Raw genomic sequence first — 25049 nt, 5'->3', positions numbered from 1 at the left:
TTCCGGCCACTCGATCAGCCGGACAGGCCCTCGCGCACGTAGCCCCGGAGTTCACCGGCCGCCCGCACGAGCACCCGCCCCTGGTCGAGCGTCACGACCTGGTCGGCACCGGCGAAACCCTCCCGCTCATGGGTGACCAGAAGAGTCGTACGGCCACGCGTGGCATCGAGGATGTCGGCGAGCACGGCCGCGGCGGTGCCCGGGTCGAGACCCTCGGTGGGCTCGTCCAGGACGAGCACGGGCGGATCGGCGAGCAGCGCACGGGCCAGCAGCAGCCGGGTCCGCTGACCGCCGGAGACCTGGGTGCCGTCCGGGCCGAGCACGGTGTCGAAGCCGTCGGGCAGCGACTCGATCCAGTCCAGGATCCGCGCCCGGCGCGCCGCCTCCCGCAGCTCGGTGTCCTCGGCGTCCGGCCGCGCCAGCAGCAGATTGGCGCGGATACTGGCGTGGAAGACATGGGCGTCCTGCGTCATCCCGGTGATCACGCGCCGCACCTCGTCGCCGGCGCAGTCCCGCAGCTCGCGGCCACCGACCCGGATGCTGCCGGCCTCGTACTCCACGAACCGCATGAGCGCCGCGATGAGCGTCGACTTGCCCGAGCCGCTCGCACCGAGCAGCACCGTGCGCCGCCCGGCCTGCAGATCCAGGCTCAGCCCGTCCAGGGCCGGTGCACCGGCCACGTCATGACGTACCGTCAGATCCTCGATCCGCACCCCGACCGGCCCGTCGACGGCGAGCGGAGCCGGGGCGGCCGGCTCCACGACCGGGGCCGGCGTGTCGAAGAGCTCCGCCAACCGCCGCGCCCGCACCCGCACTTCGGCCAGCCGGAACGCGGCCGCCGGCAGCGGCTCCAGCGCCTCGAAGGCGACCAGCGCGAGCACCGCGAGCACCGTCAGCTGTACGGCGGGCAGCCGGCCGTCGGCATGCGCGCGCAGCGCACCGTGCACCACCGCCACCAGCGCCGCTCCCTGGAACAGCAGCAGCACGGCCGAGGCCAGCGAAGTGGTCAGCGCGCGCCGCCGCTCCAGCCGGGCGATCCGCGCGGCGGTCCGCTGCGCCCGCCCGGCGGCCCGGCCCCGGGCACCGTACGCGGCGAGATCCGCCGCCCCCTCGGTCAAGTCCACGACCTGCGCGGCGAGTTCGGCCCGAGCCGCCGCCTGCGCCCGGCCGGTGCGGTGGGACACGGCCAGCACCGTCGTCGGCACGAGCAGAACGCACACCGCGAGCAGCAACCCCAGCATCAGCCCCGCCTGCGGCAGCAGCATCCACGCCGTCACGGTGGCGGCGACCCCCACCGCGGCCGCCGCCGCGGTCGGCAGCAGCACCCGCAGCAGCAGATCCTGGGCGGCGTCGACATCGTCGACCAGCCGGGTCAGCAGATCACCGCTGCGGAAGGCGGGCGTCCCCGCGGGCGCCAACGGCACCAGCGCCTCGTACACCCGGGTGCGGAACCCCGCCACGGCCCGCAGCACCCCGTCATGCCCCAGGAGCCGGTCGCCGTAACGCAGCGCCCCGCGCCCCAGCGCCAGGGCGCGCACGGCGACGATCGCCAGACTCACCGAGGCGAGCGGCGGATGCTCGGCGGCCCGCGTGATCAGCCACGACGCGGTGGCCATGAGCGCGGCCGCGGCCAGCTCACTGCCGGCCGCGGCGAGCCCGGCGGGCAGCAACCGGCGCCAGTACGGCAGGAGTTGGCGCGCCAGGCGCAGCGTCGGATGAGAGGACCCGCCTGACGGCCGGACGGGGGAACGGACGGCCGCCAGGCGGGAGTCGGTACGGCCGACGGCCGCCACGTGCGAGGTCATGAAGCCACCGGCCCTTCCACAGGCACCAGTCGGGACGGGACGAGACCGCCGGGAGAAGCGTCCACCACCGCGCCGAGGTCCGCCTCGGCCCGCCCGGTCACCACCGTGCCCACGTCCGATTCCACCCGCCCGGCCGTCAGGGTGACGATCCGGTCGGCGTACGGCAGCAGGCTCGTGCGGTGGGCCACCACGATCGCGGTGCGCCCGCGCATGAGCCGCACCGTGGCGTGGGTGACGGCGGCCTCGCTGTCGGGGTCGAGATGCGCGGTCGGTTCGTCGAGCAGCAGCACCGGGGCGTCCTTGAGGAAGGCCCGGGCGATCGCGATGCGCTGACGCTGACCGGCGGACAGCCCCGCGCCGTGCTCGCCGAGCGGAGTGTCGTAGCCCCGCGGCAGCGCCTCGATGAACTCATCGGCGTGTGCGTCGCGGGCCGCCTGTCGTACCTCGGCCTCGCTCGCCCCGGGCCGCCCGAGCCGGATGTTGTCGGCGACGGACGCCGCGAACAGATGCGGCCGCTGCGGCACCCACGCCAGCCGCTCCCGCCACCCGTCGGCGTCCAGGCGGTCCAGGTCGATGCCGCCGACCGTGATCCGGCCTCCCGAGGGCCGGGTGAATCCGAGCAACAGCGCCAGCAGCGTGGACTTTCCCGCCCCGCTGGGCCCGACCAGGGCGATGTGCTCACCGGGCCGGACATGCAGCGAGACCCGGTCCAGGGCGGGTGCGGGGCGCCCCGGATGGACGACGCTGACACCGTCGAGGCGCATCGACACGGCACGCACCTCGGGCACCGCGGTCCGCTCACCCGACCGCCCGCCCCGGCCCGCGCCCTCGCTCTCGTCCTCGTCGAGGATCGCGAAGACCTGCTCGGCCACCGTGACCCCCTCGGCGCTCTCGTGGAACGCGGCACCCATCGCCCGCAGCGGCAGATACGCCTCGGGCGTCAGGAACAGCACGATCAGAGCCGTACGCAGATCCAGATGCCCGTCCAGCAGCCGCAGCCCCACCGGCACCGCCACCAGCGCCACCGACAGCGTCGCGACCGTCTCCAGCACGAACGACGACAAGAACGCCACCCGCAGGGTCCGCATCGTGGCCCGCCGGTGAGCGTCGGCCATGTCCCCGACCCGCCGCGCCTGGTACTGCGCCCGCCCGAACGCCCGCAGCGTCGGCAACCCCGCCACGGCATCCAGGAAATGACCGCCCAGCCGCGCCAGCAACCGCCACTGCCGCGCGGTGCGCCGGGCGGTGTGCATACCGACCAGCGCCCCGAACACCGGGATCAGCGGCAGGGTCACGACGACGATCAGCGCCGAGGTCCAGTCGGTCGCGAACAGCCACCCGACGACCGCGACCGGCACCACACCGGCGGCTGCCATCGTGGGCAGGGAACCGGTGACATACGGGTCGAGGGTGTCGAGGCCACGGGTCAGCAAGGTGGCCGTCTCCCCGTGCCGGCCCGCCGCGAGCCTGAGCGGCGCGGACCGGCCGAGCCGGTCGGTGAGCCGCTCGCGCAGCGCGTGCTTGACGTCGGACGCGGCACGCTGCGCGAGCACCCCCCGCGCCCACGCCAGCAACGCCCGCCCCACGATCACGGCACCCAGCGCGGTCAGAGTCCCGAAGGCGACCGGATGCCCGCCGAACCCGTCCGCGAGCACCGTCGCCAGCAGGGTCACCTGAGCGACGACGAGCCCCGCGGCGAGCAGCGCGAGGGCCCCGGAGCGCGCCAAGTGGCGTCGCAGCACCGGCAGTTCCCGCATCAGACGACGTTCGACCGGTTTCATCCCGGACCTTTCCGCTACGGCCGTGGCTCAGAAGTAGCTGGGGTGGCGAAGGCCCGTACGGCCGCGGAACGCCCACCAGCTCCACGCCTGGTACGCGAGGATCGTCGGCACCACCAGCACCCCGAACGCGCTGAGGATCTTCAAGGTGGCGTCGTCGGTGACGGCGTGATGGATGTCGAGACCGTGCCCTGCCGAACTGATCAGCAGATACGGGTAGTGCCCCGCCCCCACCAGCAGCACCGGCAGCGCGGTCGCACAGCAGGTCGCCGCGAACGCCCGCACCTGATGCCCGCCGGTGAAGGACCACCAGGCGACCCCGAGCGCCAGCAGGAGGGCCCCGGCGATGACCCCCGACACCCCGCGATTGGTCATCGAGGCACCCGAGCCGAAGAACGTGAGCAGCAGCGCGACGCCTGCCGCAGCCCCGGCGGCCACCAGCAGCCGGGCACCCAACTCCCGTGCCCTCACGGCCATTTCGGGCTCCGACCGGATGGCGACGAAGCCCGCGCCGTGCGCGGCGAAGAGCAGGATCGTGGCGATGCCGCACACCAGCACGAACGGCGAGAACACCTCACCGAACCCGACGTGGAAGCTTCCGTCGGCCCGCCGCGGCACCCCGTGCAGCAGCAGCCCCACCACCAGCCCCCAGCACAGCGCGGGCACCGCACCGCCGAACACGACGAGCGCGTCCCACACCCGCCGGCCACGAGCCCCACGGGCCCGCCGGCGCAGCTGCACCGCCGCGTTGCCGAGCACCAGCCCGGCCAGAATCGCCACGATCAGCGGATACAGCCCGGACAGCAGGGTGCCCTCCAGATGCGGGAAGGCACCGAACATCACGCCGGCGAAGGCCACCAGCCACACCTCGTTGCCGAGGAAGAACGGCGCGATGGCGTCCAGCGCGGCATTGCCACCCGAGGCCCTCTCGGCCTGCCACGCCTCCGTGCGCGCCTCCGTGCGCGCGTCGCGGAGGAAGGGGTGCAGCATCTGTGCGCCGTAGTCATAACCACCGAGCACGAAGTACCCGGCGAGCAGCAGGCCCAGCAGGCCCAACCAGGCGATCTCCAGAGACATCTCGCTCAACTCTCCCTCTAGAAAGCCGGGACCGGCCGTTTGTCGTCGGCGCCGCCCGTGGGCTGCTCGGGCAGATCCTCGGGAAGCGGCTCGGTGACTCCGAGCTGGGTGGCGTCCGGACCGCGTACGGCGTACCGGGCGATCAGCGTCCAGTTCGTCACCGCGAGCCCCACGAAGATGGCGATGAACACCGTGCAGGACACGATCAACGAGGCCCTGCTGACATGGGACAGCGCGTCCTCGACCGTCAGATGGCCGTAGACGATCCAGGGCTGACGCCCCACCTCACGCACCACCCAGCCGGCCACCGAGGCGAGGAAGGCGAACGGGATCACCGCCACCATCAGCCAGGCCATCGGACGCCACCGCACCAGCCGGTCCTTCCACAGCAGGAAGACGGCGATGAAGGTGATCGTCGAGATCGTGTTGCCGAGGATCGTCATCACGTTCATCGACAGATGGATCCAGCCCTCCGGCGGCACATAGTCGCCGGGACCGAACTGCTCCACCATCCGCTGCTGGACCTCGGCGACCCCGGAGTTCTCCAGCACGGCATTCTTCATCGGCTGCGTCCGCTCGATGACGGGACGCTGCAGCTCACCCACGACGACGACGAAGAACGAGGAGAGCATGGCCACCCATGTCCCCAGCCGCAGCGAGGAGCGGAACAGCTCCGTCTCCTTCGTCCCCCGAAGGAAGTGGAAGGCGCTGACCCCGGCGACGAACAGACCGCCCGTCGTCAGCGCGGCCAGCACGATGTGACCGAGGGCGACCAGCGCCATCTCGTTGGTCAGCAGCGCCCCGAAGTCGGTCAGGTAGGCGACACCGCCGCGCACTTCATAACCGACCGGGTGCTGCATGAAGCCGTTGGCGATCAGGATCCAGTACGCGGAGGCGTACGCGGTCAGGGCGACCAGCCAGATCAGCGTGACATGCACGCCGCGCCGCAGCCGCCCCCATCCGAAGATCCACATTCCGAGGAAGGTGGACTCGGCGAAGAACGCGATGAGGGTCTCCAGAGCCAGGGGCGCGCCGAAGACGTTCCCGGCGAACTTGCTCAGTCCGCTCCAGCTCAAGCCGAACTGGAACTCCATGACGAGGCCGGTGACGATACCGACGGCGTAGTTGATGACGTAGAGCTGCCCCCAGAAGCGCGTCATGCGCTCACGGACAGCCTTCTTGGCGGGATCACGGGTGTACGCGGCCCGGGTGTGCATGAAGGCCACCAGGGGGACGAGCCCCATGGTGAGGATCACGAACAGCCAGTGGACACCGGTGGTGGCCGCGAACTGGAGTCGGGCCAGCTCCGCAGCGCTCATGGTGCGACCTTCCTGAGGGAGGGCGGCGGGAGAAGGACATAAGTGCGGGGCCCTCGCGTCGCGTGTACAGGCACCGGGCGTGGTAGCCCGCCACCTGTGCGGTGGCCCCGGAAAGACGGTAGAGAAAAACACTCATGCATTTCCAAGACCGGTTTTGCCATGTGACGATGCCTCAACAGGTATAGGTGAAGGTGGACCGTGGATCTGCTGCAGTTGCGCTACTTCCAGACCGTCGCCCGTTTCGAGCACATGAGCCGCGCCGCGGAGGAACTGGGCATTGCACAACCCTCGCTCAGCCGCACTATCGCGCGACTCGAGGCCGAGTTGGGCTCCCCGCTCTTCGAGCGCCACGGCCGCGGCATCAAACTCAACGCCGGCGGCACGATGTTCCTGCGCCACGTCGACCGCACCCTCAGCGAGCTCGACGACGGCGTCAGAGCCGTCCGCGAGGCCGGCGACCTGGGCCTCGGCCGGGTCGGCATCGCCTGCGAGACCCTGCTGACCATCACCACGGTTCTCGGCAGCTTCCGCCTGGCCCACCCCCGCGCCGACGTACGCCTCTTCCAGTCCAACGCCGAGGAGATGGAACGCCAGCTACGCGTCGGTGAGGTCGACTTCTGCGTCGCCTCGCAACACCTGACCGACCCCCACCTCGACTCCCTCGAACTCACCCGGGAAGAAGTCCTGCTGGCCGTTCCCCGAGGTCACTGGCTGGACGGACGCGACAGCGTGACGATCCCCGAGATCGCCGACGAGCCCTTCGTCACCACCCGCAAGAGCCACTGGCAACGCGCCCTCCTGGACCGCCTGTTCGCCTCCGAGGGCCGCACCCCGGTGATCTCCTGCGAGGGCGACGAACCCGGCGCCAGCCAGGTCCTCATCAGCGCGGGCCTCGGCATCGGCCTCATCCCGGCGATGTCCCGCCAGGCCGGCACCGACACCCGCGTCCCGGTCGCCTGGGTCCACCTGGACGCCCCCGCCTGCCACCGCGTCCTCACCCTGGTCTGGCGCCGCGACGCCTACCTCTCCGAAGCCGCCCTGAAATTCCGCGAGTTCATCACGGCCCGCCCCTTCATGACCCACCGCCTACCGGACCCCCGCCGACCCAAGTCCTAGCGATCCTCAAGCAGAACTGGACTTGGCCCGCCCAAAGTCCTCTGGTACGTTCACTGCCCTTCCCCGCCCCGCGCCGGCCGTCCCGACGGCCCACGCGCGGCGGCGAGCAGAAGAGCCGGAGAGGTGTCGCGTCCCCACCGACTCTCAAGCGATCCTCCACGCCTCTTCAACGGCCGCTCCACCGGAACCGGTGCCTCACCGCACCCCGCACGCGGCCAAGCGCTCCCGAGGGGTCCACCATGCCCAAGATCACGTACATCTCCGCCGGCGGCACCGAACGCACCCTCGACGTCCCCGTCGGCACCAGCGTCATGCGCGCCGCCGAACTCAACGACGTCGAAGGCATCGTCGCCCAGTGCGGCGGCAACATGCAGTGCGCGACCTGCCACGTCTACGTCGACGAGACCACCCTCGACAAAGCGGAACCCCCGCGCCCCGACGAGAACCACATGCTCGAGTACACCGTCTGCCCCCGCCGCCCCACCAGCCGCCTCAGCTGCCGCCTGAAGGTCACCGAGGCGATGGACGGCCTGATCGTCCACACCCCCGAACGCCAGAACTGACGCCCAAGTCGGAGTCAACTCACCATCCAGCCCCGGCCAAGGCGAGGGACGGAAACTGCGGAGGACCACCGTTCCACCGACACACCTGGGGGCCTGATGACGTCCGGAGACGCCGACATAAACCGCCTGTACGCGGCCGTGGAGGAAGCGGCGGCCCTCCTGGGCGTGGCCTGCTCACGCGACGCCATGTGGCCGGCCCTCACCGCGTTCCAGGACGTACTCGCCGACGGCAGCGTCGTCTTCAACATGGTGACCAGCGGCGGACACATCGGAGACCTCTCCTTCGACTTCACGGTGCCCACCGCCGCCGGTGACCCCTACACCCGCGCCCTGATCCACGGCCTGGTCGACGACACGGACCACCCCATCCGCACCCTCTTCGCGGACATCCAGGACAGGTTCCCGACCCAGTCCTACGGCGTGGACCACCGCATCACCGGCGGCTTCAGCAAGGCCTACGTCTTCTTCCCGCTGAGCGACCTCCAGGACCCGGCCCGCCTCGCGGAGCAGCTGCCCTCCATACCCAGCGGCCTGCTCGAGCACCTGCGCACGTTCACCGCCCACGGCCTGGACAACAAGGTGTCCGCGATAGCGATCGACTACACGCGCCGCACCTGGAACCTCTACTTCAACGGCCTGTCCCCCGAACACGTCGAGCGCGAGTCGGCCCTGTCCCTGATCCGCGAGTTCGGCCTCCCGGAGCCCAACGAGCAGCTCCTGGCCTTCATCGAGACCTCGTCGGCGCTGTACCCCACCTTCGGCTGGGACTCCACCAAGGTCGAACGCCTCAGCTTCTCCACCCGCACCACGGACCCGAGGGCCCTGCCCGCCCGCATCGAGCCGAAGCTCGGCGAGTTCGCCGCCAACGCCCCGTACACGTACGACGGCGACCGCGTCCTCGTCTACGCGGGCGCCCTGTCCGCCAGCGAGGAGTACTACAAGCTGGCGACGTACCACCAGCTGGCCTCAACGGCCCACGACCGCATCCGATCCGCAAGCTGACGAAAGCCAACAGTAGTTCGCGATTCCGACGACCTGCTCGATGGTGTCCGGCTGGTTCACCATGGCGAGCATGTGGTGGGCGCGACGTCGCCGCGTGGCACGGAGAACCCGCCCCGGATGTTGCGGCTCCACTCGGTCCCGTACCTGCCGGTCAGGGGCCTGTCGGTGAGCTTGGGCGGGCGCGACACCGTCCATTCCAGTCCGCTGTCGCGCAGAGGAAGAAGCCGTCGCCGCGATCGTGCCAAGGTGGCGTCGACTGGCCGGGAACCGGCACCGGTCCGACGGGTGCGGCGCTGACGATGATGATCCGCCGGACGCGTGCTCGGCATGCATTGCCGCGACGATCGCGCGGGTGCCACGCAAGGTGATGCCCGCGTCCGCGCGCGGGTTTCACGGACCGAGCGCGGACAGTACGGCGTCGGCGCCGCGTACCACCGCGGCGAGCGTCCGCATGTCGGGTCGGGTGAGGTCGACGGCGACCGTCCGCACGCCATCCGGCAGCTCACGTGGGCGGCGGACCACGGCGCTGACGTCATGCCCGTCGGCTACCGCCTGCTCGACCAGGTGCCCCCGATACCGCCGGTGGCGGCCACGATCGTGAGTTTCATCGGGGTCCTCCTGCGGTGAAGCCGGCACGGTGGTCCTGCGCCCAGGCGGCGTACGTGCGTGCCGGGCGGCCCAGCAGCCGCCGCACGGTGTCGGTGGTGGGCCCAGCCTCGCGGGCGTAGTCGGCCAACGAGCCGAGCAGCCGGTCGGGTACCTCGTCAGGCAGACCGGCGGCGAGCAGGCTGCGGCGGATCTCGTCCGGCGCGGCCTCGACGAACGACAGTGTCCGGTCGAGCGCCGCGCCGAGCGCGGCGACCTTCTCCGGCTGGCTCAGCGACTGCTCTCCGGTGAGCAGGTACGTCTGACCGCGGTGCTGCGGGTGGGTCAGGGCGAGGGCGGCCACCGCAGCGATGTCACGCTCGTCGACGGTCGAGGTCCTCGCGTGCGGGTACGCCCCCCGCACCGTCCCGGTCGCCCGGACCTGCCCGGCCCAGGCCAGCGTGTTGGCGGCGAAATCGGCGCAGCGCAGGATCGTCCAGTCCAGGCCGCTCCCCTTGGCGATTTCCTCGACCGCGTGGAACTGCTGCCGGAAGCGCTCGTGCCCGGCCGGGTACTGCACGGTCACGGCGGACAGCACGACCACCCTGGCCGCGCCCGTCTCGCGAGCGCGGGCCAACAGGTCGACAGCACTGGATCCGGCGGCACGCGGACTGAGCAGGATGGCCTCCACACCGTCGATGGCGGGAACCTTCGCGGGGTGGACGAGCTGTGTACCCGTAGGGAATTCGGCGTGCGGGTCGCGGGTGACAGCGGCGACTTTCGCTCCCCCCTCGACCAGGAGGCGGACGGTTTCCCGGCCGACGACGCCAGTGGCCCCGGTGATCAGGATCATGACTGAACCCCTCGATGGTGTGTCGGTAGTCGATCTTGCGCGGTGGATGGTTGCGGTTCGTATTGCGGGAAGACGTCACGGCCGAGCCGTGCGCCAGGCCCATCGGCATGCCGGCGCGGCCAGGGACTCCCGCTCGATACGCCTGATCCTCAAGTGGCTGATCCGCCACTGGGAGTTCATCGCAGGGCGAGCGGGGTCTCGGATTCGACGCGGGACAGTTTCTCGGGGTTGCGGACGACGTAGAGGCCGGTGATGCGGCCGGCCTCGACGCGCGCTGCCATGATGCCGTCCAGCTCACCGTCCATGTGGATCACCAGCGCCGGGCTGCCGTTGACCACGGTGGGGCCGAAGGCGATCGGGATCGTGCTCTTACCGAGGCCGCCGACCAAGAGGCGGGCCACCTTGTCGGCGCCGACGATCGGCCGCGGTGCGGCGTGCTTCACGCCGCCGCCCTCGCCCATGTAGACGACGTCAGGCGCGAGCACATCGAGCAGACCCTGTAGGTCCCCGCTCTCCAGCGCCCGCAAGAACGACTCCAAAGCCGCCCCCGTCTGGCTCTGGGAAACCACCTCGCGGGGGCGCCGGGCATCCACATGCCGGCGGGCCCGGTGGGCGATCTGGCGGACGGCCGCCGGGGTCTTGTCGACCGCCGCCGCGATCTCGTCGTAGCCAACGTCGAAGACTTCGCGCAGCACGAACACGGCCCGCTCGGTCGGCGACAACGTCTCCAGGACGAGCATCACCGCCATCGACACACTCTCGGCGAGTTCGACGTTCTGGGCCACGTCTGGCGCGGTCAGCAGCGGCTCCGGCAGCCACGGTCCCACGTACGACTCCTTGCGCCGCGACATCGTGCGCAGCCGGTTGAGCGCCTGCCGGGTCGTGATCCGGATCAGGTACGCGCGCTGGTCGCGCACCTGCTCCAGGTCGACCTCGACCCACCGCAGCCAGGTCTCCTGCAGGACGTCCTCGGCATCGGCCGCCGAGCCGAGCATCTCGTACGCGACGGTGAAGAGCAGATTGCGGTGGGCGACGAACGTCTCGGTCGCCTGGTCAACGGCGTGAGCATCACGCATGTCCTGATCATCTCCGCCTCGTCCGGCCCGCACCTAGCAAACCCGTTCGACGTCGACCGGCGCCCCTGCGCGCAGGGCCTCCAGCGCCTTCTGGCGGCCGGCGCCCCCCTTCACGCGATGCAGTCGGTACCCACCGGGCTTGTGCGCCTCATCGGCCAGGTGCTTCACGATGCCCTTGCACACGGTCTCCTTCATCTTCGCGCCGAGGCGACCGTCGATGTGGAACCACACCGCGACGTCGGACCTGTTGCCGAACTGGAAGATGCCGGTGCCCCGGCCCAGGCTGATGCACTGCGCTCCGAACGACTGGTTGAGGGTCTCAGGCTGCTTCTTGGTCAACCGGCTGAGCACCGTGTCGGCGGCCCGCGCACCCAGCGGCATCGCGGCCTGGCAACTCATCCGCAGCGGCAGGCCCGACGGTGCCGCCGAGTCGCCGGCCGCGACGATGCGGTCGTCATCCACGCTGGTCAGCGTCTCGTCGGTGAGCAGACGGCCCAGGGCATCGGTGCTCAGCCCGCTGCGCGCGGCCAGATCCGGCACGCCGAAGCCGGCGGTCCAGACGGTCACCGCGCTCGGCAGCTCCCGGCCGTCGGCGAGCCGCACGGCATCGCGGGTCACCGCCGTCACCTTGGCCTCGGAGCCATCGAGCACGCTCACTCCCAGTGCCGCGAGCCGCCCGGCCACCGAACGCCGGCCCCGGGTGTGAAGGTACGGGCCGAGCACACCGCCGCAGACCAGGGTGACGGTACGGCCCTGCTCGGCCAGTTCGGCGGCCGTCTCGATGCCGGCGGGCCCGGCTCCGACCACCGTCACCGCGGCCGTCGCGGGCACGGAGTCGAGGACCGGCCGCAGCCGCTCCGCCTCCTCCAGGGTGGCGATCGGGTAGGCGAACTCGGGCGCTCCGGGCACCTGCGGGTCGGCGCTGCCACTGCCCACCGCGTAGACCAGGTAGTCGTAGCCGGCCGCACCACCGCTCGCCAGCTCCACATGGCGCCCGGCCGCGTCGATCCGCGTCACGCTGTCGACCACCAGCCGGACGCCTTCCGCCAGGACCTCCCGGTAGTCGACGACGGCGGCGCCGGTCCCGCCCACCAGCTGGTGCAGGCGGACCCGGTGGACGAAGGTCGGGCGCGGGTTGATCAGCGTGACGGTCACGTCGTCGCGCTGCGTCAGGCGATTGGCCGCCATGACGCCGGCGTACCCGCCGCCGATCACGACCACATCGGTGTTCTCAGCCATGCTGTCTCCCTCGTAGCAAGCGGTTCGAGCACAAGACACCGCCGCATCGACCCCTGTGACACCATGTGAGCCAACTCACTTCGAAGGCGTGGCCGTCCGGACGGATTCCGGCCCGACCACCGGGACGCCACCGGCGCCGTCATCGGCACCCGGGACTGAGCCTGGGGTCAATGCCGTGACTCTGTTGGTGATCCTTAGTGGTCAGATGATCGTGAATCCTGCTGCGGTGCAGAGAAACGGCTGATCGAGCCGTGGTCCAGCGGCTCGCCGTCAACTCACGTCATCACGGTCCAGCGCTTGGGGAAGCGCTCGGACGGTTCGCCGAACCGCACCGGCGTACCGGGAGCGGCAGACGCGGAGTAAGCGAGCAATCTCCCGCCCGGCGGTGTCCGCCAGGACATCCCCAAGGCGTTGTGGAGGGTGTCCTGGGCGGGACACTGTCCGATGGCGGGGATTACTCGTCCGGCTCTGCGTATGGTTCAGCGAGCCGTTGTGCAAGGTCATCCAGCCAGTTCTGTGCCCAGTTGCGCAGCTCAGTGATGGCAGCAGTGTCCAGTCCGTAGGCCTCGAACTCCAAGTCGCTGATCCATTCCAGGCTTTCCAGCCGGTCATGTAGCTCTTGCAGGTCGAACTCCTCCGGGCGTCGTCCAGCCAGGCTTTCCAGCTCTCCTGTGCTGTAGCGGTGACGGGCGGCATGGACGTCGATTGCGTCACGAGCCAGACCGCGGTCTCCCAGCGCGCGCACTTTGGTGCCGATCAGATCGTCCAGGTCGAGAACCGGGCCGATGTCCAGCAGGACTGGTGGGCTCCAGAGCACCTCTTTGAGAAGGTCCACTTCACACGCCGATCCGGTGGCCGGATCGGTGGCGAGGAAGCGGGCCTTGAGCGGAGCGATCTCGACGACGCTCACGTGCCAGCCTCGCTCGCTCAGGCTGCGCGTCACCTGCTCGATGATCTGACTCATCGCTGCCGGATGCTCCGTGGCAAAGTCGAGGTCCTGACTCGGCCGGTGAACGAGGCCGTGAGCCTGGACGGCGTAGCCTCCCATCAGCGCAAGCCCGAAAGGCCGCCCAGCGGTCAGTGCGTCTGCCAGCAGACGACGGTGATGGTCAGGCAGGTTGGACAGTGTCACGCGGCGGCCGCCGGCCGCAGGGGCGCGAAGCGGGCCTCCCACACGGTGCGTACACCGCGGCCCAGCATTTTGCGCAGCACTGGCCAGTGCGCGATCAGCTGCGCGGCGTCGAGGTAGCGGATGTAATCCTCATATTTGCCATTCAGAAGGACGATCCGGTACATGGCGAGCAGCAGTTTCTCATCACCAAGATCAAATGTGCGCAGCCCCGACCACGCCAGATGGAGCGGGAGGAAGACGGTGCCCTCGGTGGGGCCGGCGAGTTCAGCCAAGTCGTCGGGCAGCTGCTCCGGGGCCGGCGCCCAGCGAGACGCTCCGGCGGCGCTCGACGACTTTTCGCTCATGGCCTCGTCTTCCTGCCGAATCCATGGGGCAGACCGGTGACAAGGCGGAGCCCCACACAGGCGAGCCTAGCCGCAACGCCGTGACTCTGTCGGTGATGCCAGGTGGTGCATGCGATAGCTCAACGCAGAGTGTGGATCTGGTCATGAAGACGAGGTATCCCGTACCCCTGACCGGATGTCCTGCCCGTCTCGGCCGCGGCCTGGGTGAGCGCCTCGTGCAGGTCGATGCGGATTCCCTCCATCGTGGTCGGCATCCGCGGCGAGGGCTCGAGCACGGCCAGGCCGTGGCTCAGGCACAGATCCAGCCAGCGGGCCCCGTGGCTGGTGGTACGGACACGGGCCGTCAAGCCGCCCTTCTGGCAGACGGCGCAGGGATACGCGGGCCGGGCGGCGATCCGGGCGCGTACCTGCTGCCGGGCGGGGGAGTCGAACGCGCGCCCACGTCGACACTGGCCTGCTCGATCAGCTCGTCGAGGTTCATGCGGTCCACGGTGCCTCCCGGGCTGCGCGGGTCAGGCTACCGCCCGTAATCGAACGTGCCCACGATTCAAGTCCGTCGAAGCTGGTCTTGCTCCGTTTTCCTGGATCGGGATCTCGCCCGTACCCGGCGGAGGACCTTCGATGAGGAACGCCGTGAGGCTGAGCGGCGGCACGGTATCGAGGCCCGGCCGTTGGTGCCGGACTGGCTGATCGAGCAGAGCATCGGCCATCACGCCCCGCCGGTGTACGTACATGTCGGCGGCTGTCACATGGCAGGCAAGCGGTCCAAGGGCGTCCCACGGGAGGAGGCGATACGGGCGCTCGCGGAAGGCGTGGATCCGTGCCTGCACTGCCGCCCCGACTGCGGCTTCTACAAGCGGCGGGTCTTCTTCCTCCTCTCACACGACCGGGACACCCTCCCCAACGGCCTCTACCGCGAGGGGGCTTCCGGCGAGGCAGTGGACCCCCGCACGATCGAACCCAAGAGCCCCACGCCAAAAACCCTCGCTCCCAACGCGGCCCAGCCCCCATAGCGTCGGCAGCGCCGTAGTCCGAGCTTGGAAGACAGTCATAGAACCATCAAAAGCTCCCGAACTGTCCATCCTCGCAAGCTATTACGCCGTAATAGCCAGACCCAGAACATGGACAACGCTGCTGACTCGATCGGCGACCCGCCACGCCTGCCCTGGCCGCGGAAGCAGCGATGCCGCACTCCTACCGTCAAGCATGGTAACAACTGTTACCATGCTCCTATGGCAAAGACGCAACTGGGTGCCCGCGTCGACGACGAGGTCGTCGAACTCGCCAAAGCCCGAGCCAAGGACCGCGGCCTGAGCGTCGGCGACTACATCGCCGAACTCGTCCGCGAGGACACCGACGGCCTGCGCGCCCGCGGCCTCGACGCCGCCCGCCGCTTCCTCGACGAACACCAGACGATCTTCGACGAGACCGAGGACGCCGACCACACCGCCCCGGGGGCCCACGCCGCGTAATGGACCTGTACATCGACGTCCCCTGGATCCTGCAGGTCGCCGAGATCGCCGGCGCCCGCGACCCCGCCCCCGACGACTACGGCATCCCGGTCGCCGCGGTAGCCGCCCACAAAGCCGAGCTTCTGGACCAGCCGGTCTACGACGGCCCCTACGCCCGCGCCGCCGCCCTCATCCACGTCCTCGGCCGCTGTCGCTGGCTGGAGCGCTCCAACATGGCCGTCGCCGCTGCAACCGGCGTCATGTACCTCGAGGCCTCAGGCATCCCGCTCAAGCCGACCCGCAGCGACGCGATCGCCCTACGAGACCTCCTCCGCGACCCCGCCTGCACCACCTCAAAGATCGCCACCCTGCTACGCACCTGGCCCACGGCCACCTGAGCGCCGACTACCAAAGCACAACAGCTGTTTGCCCAAGCCCGTTAGGCAAACACAAAATGACCTCACCGAACCAGCCGGCACCCGGTATCGAGAGGCCAAGATCCATGGCGCGCGCAGGACTGACCGCACAACGCCTCACACAAGCCGGCGCAGACCTCGCCGACGAGGTCGGCTTCGACCAGGTCACCGTCTCCGCGCTCGCCAGACACTTCGACGTCAAGGTCGCGAGTCTGTACTCGCACGTGAAGAACTCCCACGACCTCAAGACCAGGATCGCCCTCCTCGCCCTGGAAGAACTCGCCGACCGAGGCACCACCGCCCTCGCCGGCCGAGCCGGAAAAGACGCCCTCACCGCCCTGGCCGACGTCTACCGCGACTACGCCCACGAACACCCCGGCCGCTACGCCGCAGCCCAACTACGCCTTACCCCAGAAGCCGCCGCAGCCAGCGCCGGCGCCAGACACGCCCAGATGACCCGGGCGATCCTTCGCGGCTACGACCTGACAGAACCCGACCAGACCCACGCCGTCCGCCTCCTGGGCAGCACCTTCCACGGCTACATCAGCCTGGAAATGGGCGGTGGCTTCAGCCACAGCGCCCCCGACACCCAGGAAACCTGGACCCGCATCCTGGAAGCCCTCGACACCCTCCTACGCAACTGGCCAACCACCCCCACCCCCTGAGCACCCACCACTGGGCCATCCCACTCACTCCCACACACCTCGATTTCCCGTGCTGGAGCACGGGCAGGGCCTCCGCTCATCCCCTGAAGCCGCCCGTGCGCTGTCGCTGGCCGGTGCCTCCGGCAGCTGTGAGGCGGCCGCTCGGGTCACATGGAGGTGGGGGAGGAGCCAGGCCGCGACAACAACCGCCGGCGTCAGGGCGTGTGGGGTTGCTGGAGTCCCTGGAGGAGGAGGGCGATCAGGCGCCGGGGGTCGTAGCGCGGGTCGTTGTCGTGTCCGATGCAGAGGTTGCCGATACCGCGCATGAGCTCGTAAGGCTGAGTGCCAGGCCTGACGTCGCCAGCCTCCACCGCGGCGTCGAGGAGCTGAGCGCAGACAGGCAGCAGCCGATCCAGGAAGTAGGAGTGCAACGCGGCGAAGCGGTCGCTGTCGGACTGCAGGGCATCGGCGAGTCCGTGTTTGGTGACCAGAAAGTCCACAAAGAGGTCGATCCACTGACGCAATGCATCGAGCGGTGAGCCGGCGCTGCCCAACAAGTTTGGCCCGGCCTCGGCGCACGCCTCGATCTGATGGCGGTAGACGGCGGTGACGAGATCCGCCCGTGTCGGGAAGTGGCGATAGATCGTGGCCATCCCAACCCCCGCCTGGGCCGCGATCTGTCGGATCGGCGCGTCGACACCAGAGCTGACGAACACCTCGGCGGCAGCAGCGAGCACCGTCTCCCGATTGCGCTGAGCGTCAGCCCGCTTACCTCGGGACGGCGAAGCAGGGCTCCCGTTGGCCATCACGAAGTCCTCGTCCTCTCACACCGATTGACAAAGCGGAGCAGTGCTCCGAATACTAAATGGAGCAGCGTTCCGCTTCACCCTAGCCGAAACGGCCCGCCCCTGCCCCCTGCCCTCTCGCCACTCTCAGAGCCCCAGTCACACGGCAGCCACCACCAAAAGGAACCTCACCGTGAGCACACCCACCACCGACATCCTGAGCACGCCCACCCCGGTTTTGTCCTTCAGCCCTGTAGTCCTCTCCGTGCCCGGACGTCCCGTGGACCTCCAGGTGCGCGTCTCCGCTCCCGCGACAGGAGCCAGCCTCCCCGTCATCCTTCTCTCCCACGGCCACGGCCCCTCCAACAACCTCTCCTCGCTCAACGGCTACGCCCCGCTCGCCAACTTCTGGGCAGCACACGGATTCGTCGTCATCCAGCCCACCCACCTCACCTCCAGGACCCTGAGCCATCTGGTCGCCGGCGCACCCGGCGCCCCTGACTTCTGGCGCTCCCGTGCCGAGGACATGACCCACATCCTCGACCGACTCGACGTGATCGAGCGCGCCGTGCCGCAGCTCGCCGGACGGGTCGACCCCACCAAGACTGCCCTCGCAGGACACTCACTCGGCGGCTTCACCGCCGCCCTCCTGCTCGGCGCCGGACTCACCGACCCCGACACCGGGAACCTGGTGCACCTCGTCGAACCCCGGATCAAAGCGGGCGTTCTGCTCGCCGCGCCCGGCAGGGGCGGCGAAGCCTTCAACGGCCCCATGGCCCAGCAGTGGCCGATCATCGGGGCCGTCGACTTCTCCACCATGACCACCCCCGCACTGGTCGTCGCCGGCGACAAGGACGACCCCCGGCACTTCACAGACATGGGACCGGACTGGCACACCGACCCCTACACACTCGCCCCCTCCCCCAAAACCCTGCTCACCCTCTTCGACGCGGAACACGGACTCGGCGGAATCGCCGGATACGACGCCGCCGAAACCACCGACGAGAACCCGGCGCGAGTCGCCGCCCTCGCCCGCCTCACCGCGGCCTACCTCCACACTCAGCTCCACCCTGGCGCCCCCACGTGGCAAACGGCATGCGAGGCGCTGCTGGCCGGCCCCGGCCCGGTAGGACGAGCCGAATCCAAGTAGGCCTCCACTGCCACACCGGCCAGCGCTAGAGCAGGTTCACACCGCGCAGCTTGTCCGGGTTGAGCTGGAGTCGCACATGGCGCACCAGGCCGTCCGACACCCCGAGCGACACGGTGCCGATGGTCTGGCCGCACAGGGTGATGAGCAGCCCCGGCTCGGCGTTGATCGTGGCCGGCTCCAGGGCCGCACCGGCCGACTCGGGCTTGGCCAGCACACCGAGCAGCCAGCGTGCGACGTGATCGGTGCCGTACAGCGGCCGACGGGCTGCCGTGATCTTGCCGCCGCCGTCGGACCAGGCGACGACGTCCGGGGCGAGCAGCTCCATCACGACGTTCAGGTCACCGCCGGCGCAGGCCGCCCGGAACCGTGCGGTGACCTCGTGGTGCCGCACGCTGTCGGCGTCGTAGCGGGGTCGCCGGTCGTCCACGTGCTTGCGGGCCCGGTGGGCGATCTGCCGTACGGTCGGCTCGGGCCGCCCGAGGATCTCCGCGATCTCCGCGTGGGAGAAGGCGAACGCCTCGCGCAGCACGAACACCGCCCGCTCCACCGGCGCCAGCGTCTCCAGCACCACCAGCAGTGCGGTCGAGACGGTGTCGGCCAGCTCGGCGTCCTCGGCGACGTCCGGCGAGGTCAGCAGTGGCTCGGGCAGCCAGGGCCCGATATAGCTCTCGCGGGTGGCACGGGCCGAGGTGAGCCGGTTGAGGGCGAGGTTGGTGACCGTACGCACCAGGTACGCGCGGGGGTTGCGGACCGCGGAACGGTCCTCTTTCTGCCAGGCCAGCCAGGAGTCCTGGAGCACGTCCTCGGTGTCGGCGACGCTGCCCAGCAACCGGTACGCGGTACCGAACAGCAGCCGCCGGTGCACAGTGAACGGATCCTCGTCCAGGGCCACTTCGCGCTCCGACTCGATCACCGGTGCATGCTCCCATCGTCGGCTGGGGATCCACTGGACGATGCCCACCCTCCACGCGTCGACACGTCAATGCGTCGGCGCCGCCGGCGTCCGGGTCGCGCGCCCGCCCCGGGAAAGGGTGGCACTGACGTTCATGCGCTTGCTCAGCCGGTACAGCTTCACCGGGGAGCCGCTGACGGCCTCCTTGTAGCGGATCGCCCACGCGCCCTTGAGGTACCAGCGGCGCGGACTGTCGTCGGCGTGTGTGAACTGGATGACCGCGTCCCGCCGTCCGATGCTGACGGGCTGGTGGAAGTACCCGAACCGGAACGGCTTCGCCTGCTTGCCGCGCAGCCGGAGCGCGACGGCGTCGGCGACGTACTGGGCGGTGGGCATCCCGCTCTGGCAGGTGCCGTGGACAGGCCCCCACGCCTGGCGGACGGCGGCGGCATCACCGATCGCATAGATCTCGGGATGCGACACGGACCGCAGCCCGGCGTCCACGACCACCAGACCCCGCGCATCCGTCGCGATCCCGGACTCGACGGCCAACTGCGGCACCCGCACGCCAGCGGTCCACAGAGTCAGGCCGGACGGCAGCAGCTCACCACCCGCCAACTCGACCGTGTCGGTCAGCACCTTGGTGACGGTCACACCCGCACGGACGGTCACACCGAGCCGGTCCAGAGCACGGTGCAGATACGCGCGCGCCGCCTCGCCCATCATGGCGCCCGGCACGTCCCGGCACACGAGGGTCACCTCGAGACCGGGATGAGCCTCGGCGATCTCGGCCGCGGCCTCGATGCCGGTCAGCCCACCACCGCACACCGTCACGGCCCCTCCGGCCCCGGCCAGGACGGCCAGCCGGGCGCCGAACTCACGGGCGGCACGCGGATCGTTGAGGGTGACCGCGTACTCGTCGACGCCGGGCACGAGGCTCGTGTCGGTACTGCTGCCGAGGGCGTACACGAGAGTGTCGTACGACAGGACCCGGCCGGCATCGACGGTGACCGTCCGTGCCTCCGGGTCGATCGCGGTCGCCCACCCCTGCACGAACTCGACACCACTACCGGCCAGCAGCTCGGGAATCCGATGGTCGGCCAACTCCTGCCCAGCCGCGACCTGATGCATCCGAAGCCGCTCCGTGAACCGCCCCGAAGGATTCACCAGCACGACCCGGCCCCCCACCCGCCGCGTACGACGCGCCAGCCGAACCGCGGCCAACATGCCGGTGTAACCGGCGCCGAGAACGATGATGCGATGCTCGCTGCTCATACAGATCACTCCGGGTGCTCGTCACGCCTACGGGAACGCCCATGGGACAAACAAGCCCACCCATCCGTGACAGCCCCCGCAGTGACCCGCGCCACACTGCCGCGCCATTTCAAGGCTCCTGGGACCCGGCCTTGACCCTTTCGCCCTTGAGCCAGGAGCTGTCGTTCTACCAGCTGTAGAGAGCTTGCGCAGGAACGCGAACTCGTTGTCGTCGGGATCACCGAACCCCACGAACTGCCAGACCACCAGGGCGGGGGCGCAGCTGCCGGAATCGAGGAAGTGGAGGGCGCCCGGGGCGCTGTACGCCCCGGGCGCCTTCGGTCGTTCGAGGACCTCCCCGCCGGTCCGGTGTCAGCCGATCTTGTCCGTGAAGCCCACCGACAGGTATGTCTGATGGGTGACCTTGCCCTTGCTGGCTCCGGCCGTCCACGTGAAGGTGTACTCCAGAATGGAGCTCGTCTTCGGGTCGACGATCACCCGGCCGACGCTCTTGGCCTCGGCGAACTCCAGGGCGGTCCCGCCGCGCCCGGTGCTGTCCTTGACGGTCCCGACGAGCTTGACGCCCTTCAGCCCTGCCATCGCTTTGAACAGCCCTGCCCGCAGTTTCGGGCTCGCCGGGGACCCGCCGAGCAGGGTGACCGCCTGGTCGAAGGGGGAGATGCTCTTGGGCCTCGGCGGAGTCTGGAGCAGCTGGAGCAGCTTCGCCGGGTCCGTGGTCAGCTGGTCAAGGGCCTTCCAGTCGAGGTCCTTCGGCCCGAACTGCCAGTCGGGCTGGTGCCCCTTCTTGTAGGCCTTGCCGTTGTTGACGACGTAGAAGTCCATGGACTGCGAGAGGTACGAGTCGCCGACCGTCAGATGTGTCTTCCAGTACTTCCCCGAGGAGACCGACTGGGCGGCGGCCACCGTGGAGATGTCGTCGAGAAAGACGGACAAGGTGTCCGCTCGCGCTTCGCTCCGCGTGCCCGTGGGTGTCTCACTGGTGTTGGCGTACGTCACCACGCCGGCCGCGACCGCGGCTGCGGTGAACAGGCCGACGAGGACCCGGCGGCGCCCGGACATCCCCCGCAGCGGTGTGCTCACCACGGCGCCCTTCTCGCGCCCGGCCTCCTGCGCGGCCACCGCCGCCTCGATCCCCGCCAGCGCCCTGGCCAGCGCCTGTGCCGATGGCGGCTCGATGCGCCCTGCGGCCACCAGTTCATCGGCGCCGGGGAAGTCCAGCACCATCGCCCGCTCGGTCATGCCGGTCTCCTCCACGTCCTGCGTACTCATGCCGGTCCGCTCCACGTCGTCGTACGTACTCATGCCACGTCTCCCGTCACGCTCAGGTGCCGCCCGGCCGGTCCTGTCGGTGCGAGCCGGTCGCGCAGCCGCCCCCGCGCCCGGTGCAGCCGCGAGCGGGCGGTGCCCGCCGGGATGCCCACGGCGGCGGCCGCCTCGGCCGGGGTGAGCTGCTCCCAGCTGACGAGCAACAGCACCTCCCGCTCCTCGAAGGGCAGTTCGCCCAGCGCCCGGCGCAGCGCGGGGGCCAGCGCGGCCGCATCGAGCCGCTGGTCCACCGCCTGCCAGGGATCAGTGGTCTCCACTCCCGGTACGGCCTCCTGGCGCCCCGCCCGCCGCAGGTGCTGGGCCAGTACGTTGCGGGCCACCCCGAACAGCCAGCCCCGCGCCGAGCCGCGCGAGGGGTCGAACGTGCGCCGCGCGGCGAACGCCTGCAACCACGCCTCGGCCAGCAGATCGTCCGCCGCGCCGGGCATACGCCGGGCGAAGTAGCCGTGCAGGGCGGGCGAGTACGTCTCCACCAGCGGGGTGAACGCCGCCGCGTCCCCCGCCGCCGACCGTGTCAGCAGGGCGTCGCTGTCACCGTCACGGTCGGGGGCGCCGTCGCGGCGCTCCTCGTGATGCCGGGTATCCGGTTTCACGGAATCTCCGTCTCCGACCGCCGGACGACGGTCTCACCCCGTACTTGTCATCAAGCCGCGGATCCGTTCGCACCCTCGTGATCCGCACAGCCGATCGGAACTCGCCCCGGGGGCTGTCATCCGATCAACCGGGACGGTACGCCCACCGTGTTCCTCCCAGGACGTGGCCTGAGGGCTCCGATCACCGCCCGGGCCCCTGACATCTGTCAGGACCCTTCCCGCCCGCACCCTCCTACCGTTTCGCACAAACGCCCCTGTCATCCCGGCCGCAAGGAGCGCTATGCATCCGCGCACCCCAACGCCGCAAGAGAGCGTGGACGGCAACCCGCACGGGGCCGAGGGTTGCCACCGCGGACGACGACGGCGGCGGCCATCCGGCCGGCTACGGCACGACACGCCCCCACTCGATCGACAACCTCCCGGACTGCCGACCCGGCCACCCCCTGCTGCGGCACGCCCTCGTCCGGTCACTCGTGAACACCGCTTACCAGCAGCGGAAGGGCTTCATCAGGTTGCCCGGTTCCCCCCTCGACAAGGAGTTTTGATGCGTAAAGCCGTACTCGGCTTGTTCCTGGCGCTGACGGCGGTGCTCGCGACAGCACCGTCTGCCAACGCCGGCCAGACGGAGACCGTGGCCGCCACCGTCTCCGCGGGAGCCCCCGAAACCGCGCCGTCCGGCCTCCGGCCCGCGATCGCAGGCAAGAGCGAAGGCGACGTCTCCATCCAGCGTGCCTTCTCCACCTGGGCTACGAACGTGAACGTGCGCCACAACAACGCCAGCCTCACCACGTGCGGCATGTCGCCGTCCACGACCAACTGCCCGGACATCCGGGCTCAGGTGAACCCGGGCGACTCCTTCGAGGTCTGGTGCCAGATGGTCGGCAGCCAGACAGTGGGCGGCAACCCGTACTGGGTCTACATCATCACGCCCAGCTTCGATGGCTGGATGGCCAGTTACTACATCGACTACCCGGACAACGTGCTCCCGGACACCCGCTTCTGCTAGCGGCTGCCACACCGCGGTGAGCTGACCAGACCGCGACCACCTCAAACAGACGCTCGGCCGGGACCTCCCGGCCGAGCGTCTCGCGTGCCCGGCGACGAGGACCAACAGGTCTTCGCGGGTGTACAGGGAAGAAGCCCCCGTCACCACATCCGAGATCCCAGTCCCTTCAGTCCCTCAACTACGGCTGACCCCCGGGGTTCTGGAGGCCATGAGCGGAGCAGCGTCAAGAAATGACTCCGACAGCACGGGAGTCGGTCAGCCACGTGGGGAACTCGTTCAGCAGCCGGTCGTACAGCAGTTGATCCACGCCGCGTGATCCGCGTCCTGCTCGACCACACCTGCATGCAGGCCCTCGCCGACGGCTACAACGCCGAACGACTGCACGTCGTCGATCGCGGCCGGTCACGGCGAGTACCGCGACCTGGGTCCCATCAACTTGCTGCACCTGAGGCCGCACTACAACTAGCCCTGCTGTTCGACCTCGGCGTCCAGCTAACCCGCTGATCTTGGTTCGTCACCAGCAGCCGTTCCTCACGCGACGTTGTTCGACACCTCGAAGCGTGAGAACGGCTGCCCTGCCGTCCCGAGCAGTAGCCGTGCAGCACTGAGGTGTTCATGTCCCGACGACGGCCGACGAGCCGTAGCTACGGACTGTGGGTTTCTCAGTGCCCGTAGCAGTGCCATGAACTGTGCCACTTCGTCGGTGTCGTTGCTGTCGGCGTGTGCCGGCGCAGGCTTCCCTCGTCCTCATACGACCCTTGCCCGGCCGGGGACGGTGTCTCAGGTACTGCATGTCTGTGCAGGTCAGTGGGGCTGGGACGGTTCCATGGTGTGCGATCGGCTGTCGGTTGTTGCGGCCGGTGGCTGTGACCGGTGATGCTCTTGGTGTCGCGCCGACCGGGTCCGGGCCGACCAGCCGGACTTGCCGCGGTATCCACGTCCACGTACTTATTCACGGGGGAACACTCATGTCCATGCGTATCCGCACGAGCGCTCTGACCGCACTCGCTGTTGCCGCTGTCGCGGCGGGCACGGTCCTTACGGCACCGGCTGGTGCCGCGCCGAAGGCGGCCGTCCCGAAGTTCCTGTCGGCGTCCCAGCTGCCGCCGCACCCGACGTCGTCGTGGACAGCCGGGCCGGTCACCGAAGGGTTCCCGGAGGAACTCGGCACGTGCGTGAGCACGGAGGGCGTGCTCGCCTACGACTACCGGCACCGCACGTTCAGGACCGATCTGGACACCGGTGCCGTGCAGCTGACCGTGGTGACGGGCACGGCCGCCCAGGCCAAGGCCCTGGCGAATCACTACGACGACCTGATCCGCACCTGCGCCGACCGCATCGAGAAGGCCTCGCCCGACATCGAGGCCGAGAGCCGGGACTACGGCTAGCTGAAGGTCGAGGAGGGCGCCCACGTCCGTGGCCTGCACACCGAGTCATCCTGGGGCGCGAACGACATCGCGCTGCTGTCGGTCGGGCGGGACGGCCGGACCGTCACCGTCGTGCAGTGGGGACAGATGGGCGACTTCAAGGGCGCTCCCGTGACCGCCTTCAAGAAGACCACGACCACGGCGGTCAACAAGCTGTACTGACGGGGCGTCCGGCGCAAGAGACCGGGGCCGTCC

Annotated in this window: 26 protein-coding genes and 2 pseudogenes; 10 read left to right on the top strand and 18 right to left on the bottom strand. The window is 69.9% G+C overall.

Features of this window, described 5'->3' with window-relative positions:
* Positions 1–14 precede the first annotated feature (14 nt).
* The 4 genes from cydC to OHU89_RS52935 are packed head-to-tail and all read right to left on the bottom strand — an operon-like array spanning position 15 to position 5979.
* Positions 15–1805: a thiol reductant ABC exporter subunit CydC gene (cydC, locus tag OHU89_RS52950; RefSeq protein ID WP_331737339.1), complete on the bottom strand. Its 1791-nt coding sequence runs from the start codon at positions 1803–1805 to the stop codon at positions 15–17.
* Positions 1802–3586 carry a thiol reductant ABC exporter subunit CydD gene (gene cydD / locus OHU89_RS52945; protein WP_331737336.1) on the bottom strand — a complete coding sequence of 595 codons (1785 nt, stop codon included), beginning with the start codon at positions 3584–3586 and terminating at the stop codon, positions 1802–1804. The genes cydC and cydD overlap by 4 nt, the downstream gene beginning before the upstream one ends.
* 27 nt (positions 3587–3613) lie before the next feature.
* Complete coding sequence (locus OHU89_RS52940; RefSeq protein ID WP_331737333.1) at positions 3614–4660, bottom strand: cytochrome d ubiquinol oxidase subunit II; 1047 nt, start codon at positions 4658–4660, stop codon at positions 3614–3616.
* A 17-nt stretch (positions 4661–4677) separates the two neighbouring features.
* A complete protein-coding gene (locus OHU89_RS52935) occupies positions 4678–5979 on the bottom strand; it encodes a cytochrome ubiquinol oxidase subunit I (protein ID WP_331737331.1) in 1302 nt (433 codons plus the stop codon).
* Positions 5980–6177: 198 nt separating this feature from the next.
* On the opposite strand from OHU89_RS52935, the gene OHU89_RS52930 reads away from it, so the two are divergent.
* The 3 genes from OHU89_RS52930 to OHU89_RS52920 all read left to right on the top strand — a co-directional run bounded on the left by OHU89_RS52930 (position 6178) and on the right by OHU89_RS52920 (position 8660).
* Entirely contained in the window at positions 6178–7095 is a 918-nt protein-coding gene (locus OHU89_RS52930; RefSeq protein ID WP_331737328.1) for a LysR family transcriptional regulator, read from the top strand.
* Positions 7096–7334: 239 nt separating this feature from the next.
* Entirely contained in the window at positions 7335–7658 is a 324-nt protein-coding gene (locus OHU89_RS52925) for a 2Fe-2S iron-sulfur cluster-binding protein (RefSeq protein WP_266900234.1), read from the top strand.
* Positions 7659–7754: 96 nt separating this feature from the next.
* Positions 7755–8660: an aromatic prenyltransferase gene (locus OHU89_RS52920; protein ID WP_331737325.1), complete on the top strand. Its 906-nt coding sequence runs from the start codon at positions 7755–7757 to the stop codon at positions 8658–8660.
* A 56-nt stretch (positions 8661–8716) separates the two neighbouring features.
* Here OHU89_RS52920 and OHU89_RS52915 read toward each other — a convergent pair whose 3' ends face one another.
* From OHU89_RS52915 to OHU89_RS52880, 8 genes are all read right to left on the bottom strand, one after another.
* On the bottom strand, positions 8717–8989 hold the full coding sequence (locus tag OHU89_RS52915; protein WP_331737322.1) for an NAD(P)H-binding protein: 273 nt from the start codon (positions 8987–8989) through the stop codon (positions 8717–8719).
* Positions 8990–9050: 61 nt separating this feature from the next.
* Positions 9051–9182, bottom strand: a complete 132-nt coding sequence (locus OHU89_RS52910) for a hypothetical protein (RefSeq protein ID WP_331737321.1) — start codon at positions 9180–9182, stop codon at positions 9051–9053.
* Positions 9183–9264: 82 nt separating this feature from the next.
* Entirely contained in the window at positions 9265–10098 is an 834-nt protein-coding gene (locus OHU89_RS52905) for an NAD(P)H-binding protein (protein WP_331737320.1), read from the bottom strand.
* Between the two features lie 176 nt (positions 10099–10274).
* Entirely contained in the window at positions 10275–11174 is a 900-nt protein-coding gene (locus OHU89_RS52900) for an RNA polymerase sigma-70 factor (protein WP_331737319.1), read from the bottom strand.
* Between the two features lie 33 nt (positions 11175–11207).
* The gene (locus tag OHU89_RS52895) at positions 11208–12413 is read right to left on the bottom strand and encodes an FAD-dependent oxidoreductase (protein ID WP_331737317.1); all 1206 of its coding nucleotides are present in this window, start codon (positions 12411–12413) and stop codon (positions 11208–11210) included.
* A gap of 454 nt (positions 12414–12867) precedes the next feature.
* Entirely contained in the window at positions 12868–13539 is a 672-nt protein-coding gene (locus OHU89_RS52890; protein WP_331737792.1) for a nucleotidyl transferase AbiEii/AbiGii toxin family protein, read from the bottom strand.
* Between the two features lie 2 nt (positions 13540–13541).
* Positions 13542–13889: a hypothetical protein gene (locus tag OHU89_RS52885; RefSeq protein ID WP_331737315.1), complete on the bottom strand. Its 348-nt coding sequence runs from the start codon at positions 13887–13889 to the stop codon at positions 13542–13544.
* A 119-nt stretch (positions 13890–14008) separates the two neighbouring features.
* A complete protein-coding gene (locus OHU89_RS52880) occupies positions 14009–14236 on the bottom strand; it encodes a hypothetical protein (RefSeq protein ID WP_331737312.1) in 228 nt (75 codons plus the stop codon).
* A gap of 327 nt (positions 14237–14563) precedes the next feature.
* Between OHU89_RS52880 and OHU89_RS52875 the strand changes: the two genes are divergently transcribed.
* The 4 genes from OHU89_RS52875 to OHU89_RS52860 all read left to right on the top strand — a co-directional run bounded on the left by OHU89_RS52875 (position 14564) and on the right by OHU89_RS52860 (position 16421).
* Positions 14564–14902, top strand: coding sequence for a DUF6009 family protein (locus OHU89_RS52875; RefSeq protein WP_405655191.1), 339 nt, complete (start codon positions 14564–14566; stop codon positions 14900–14902).
* 219 nt (positions 14903–15121) lie between these two features.
* A complete protein-coding gene (locus tag OHU89_RS52870) occupies positions 15122–15361 on the top strand; it encodes a hypothetical protein (RefSeq protein ID WP_331737310.1) in 240 nt (79 codons plus the stop codon).
* Positions 15361–15738: a fic family toxin-antitoxin system, toxin component gene (locus OHU89_RS52865; RefSeq protein ID WP_331737307.1), complete on the top strand. Its 378-nt coding sequence runs from the start codon at positions 15361–15363 to the stop codon at positions 15736–15738. Before OHU89_RS52870 ends, OHU89_RS52865 begins: the two co-directional genes overlap by 1 nt.
* 104 nt (positions 15739–15842) lie before the next feature.
* On the top strand, positions 15843–16421 hold the full coding sequence (locus tag OHU89_RS52860) for a TetR/AcrR family transcriptional regulator (RefSeq protein ID WP_266900395.1): 579 nt from the start codon (positions 15843–15845) through the stop codon (positions 16419–16421).
* A 194-nt stretch (positions 16422–16615) separates the two neighbouring features.
* Here the strand turns inward: OHU89_RS52860 and OHU89_RS52855 are convergent, their stop codons facing one another.
* The gene (locus OHU89_RS52855) at positions 16616–17206 is read right to left on the bottom strand and encodes a TetR/AcrR family transcriptional regulator (RefSeq protein ID WP_331737303.1); all 591 of its coding nucleotides are present in this window, start codon (positions 17204–17206) and stop codon (positions 16616–16618) included.
* 172 nt (positions 17207–17378) lie between these two features.
* Between OHU89_RS52855 and OHU89_RS52850 the strand changes: the two genes are divergently transcribed.
* Positions 17379–18335 carry a chlorophyllase gene (locus tag OHU89_RS52850; protein WP_331737301.1) on the top strand — a complete coding sequence of 319 codons (957 nt, stop codon included), beginning with the start codon at positions 17379–17381 and terminating at the stop codon, positions 18333–18335.
* Positions 18336–18360: 25 nt separating this feature from the next.
* Here the strand turns inward: OHU89_RS52850 and OHU89_RS52845 are convergent, their stop codons facing one another.
* The 5 genes and pseudogenes from OHU89_RS52845 to OHU89_RS52825 form a co-directional block, all read right to left on the bottom strand.
* Positions 18361–19248 (bottom strand): RNA polymerase sigma-70 factor, encoded by an 888-nt coding sequence (locus OHU89_RS52845; RefSeq protein ID WP_331737298.1) that lies wholly within the window; start codon positions 19246–19248, stop codon positions 18361–18363.
* A gap of 66 nt (positions 19249–19314) precedes the next feature.
* Entirely contained in the window at positions 19315–20502 is a 1188-nt protein-coding gene (locus OHU89_RS52840; protein ID WP_331737295.1) for an FAD-dependent oxidoreductase, read from the bottom strand.
* Positions 20503–20676: 174 nt separating this feature from the next.
* A pseudogene (locus tag OHU89_RS52835) lies at positions 20677–20784 on the bottom strand (toxic cation resistance protein); the annotation flags it as partial.
* A gap of 69 nt (positions 20785–20853) precedes the next feature.
* Positions 20854–21804 carry a hypothetical protein gene (locus OHU89_RS52830; protein ID WP_331737292.1) on the bottom strand — a complete coding sequence of 317 codons (951 nt, stop codon included), beginning with the start codon at positions 21802–21804 and terminating at the stop codon, positions 20854–20856.
* On the bottom strand, positions 21801–22346 hold the full coding sequence (locus tag OHU89_RS52825) for an RNA polymerase sigma factor (protein WP_331737789.1): 546 nt from the start codon (positions 22344–22346) through the stop codon (positions 21801–21803). Before OHU89_RS52825 ends, OHU89_RS52830 begins: the two co-directional genes overlap by 4 nt.
* 619 nt (positions 22347–22965) lie before the next feature.
* Between OHU89_RS52825 and OHU89_RS52820 the strand changes: the two genes are divergently transcribed.
* Together OHU89_RS52820 and OHU89_RS52815 are read left to right on the top strand one after the other, a co-directional pair.
* Positions 22966–23427, top strand: coding sequence for a hypothetical protein (locus tag OHU89_RS52820; RefSeq protein ID WP_331737289.1), 462 nt, complete (start codon positions 22966–22968; stop codon positions 23425–23427).
* A 968-nt stretch (positions 23428–24395) separates the two neighbouring features.
* A pseudogene (locus OHU89_RS52815) lies at positions 24396–25016 on the top strand (hypothetical protein).
* Positions 25017–25049 lie beyond the last annotated feature (33 nt).

This window comes from Streptomyces sp. NBC_00019 (assembly GCF_045041015.1).
GTDB lineage: Bacteria > Actinomycetota > Actinomycetes > Streptomycetales > Streptomycetaceae > Streptomyces.
The sequence above is the reverse complement of the archived record's forward strand: the minus strand, read 5'-3'. Positions and strand labels throughout refer to the sequence as shown.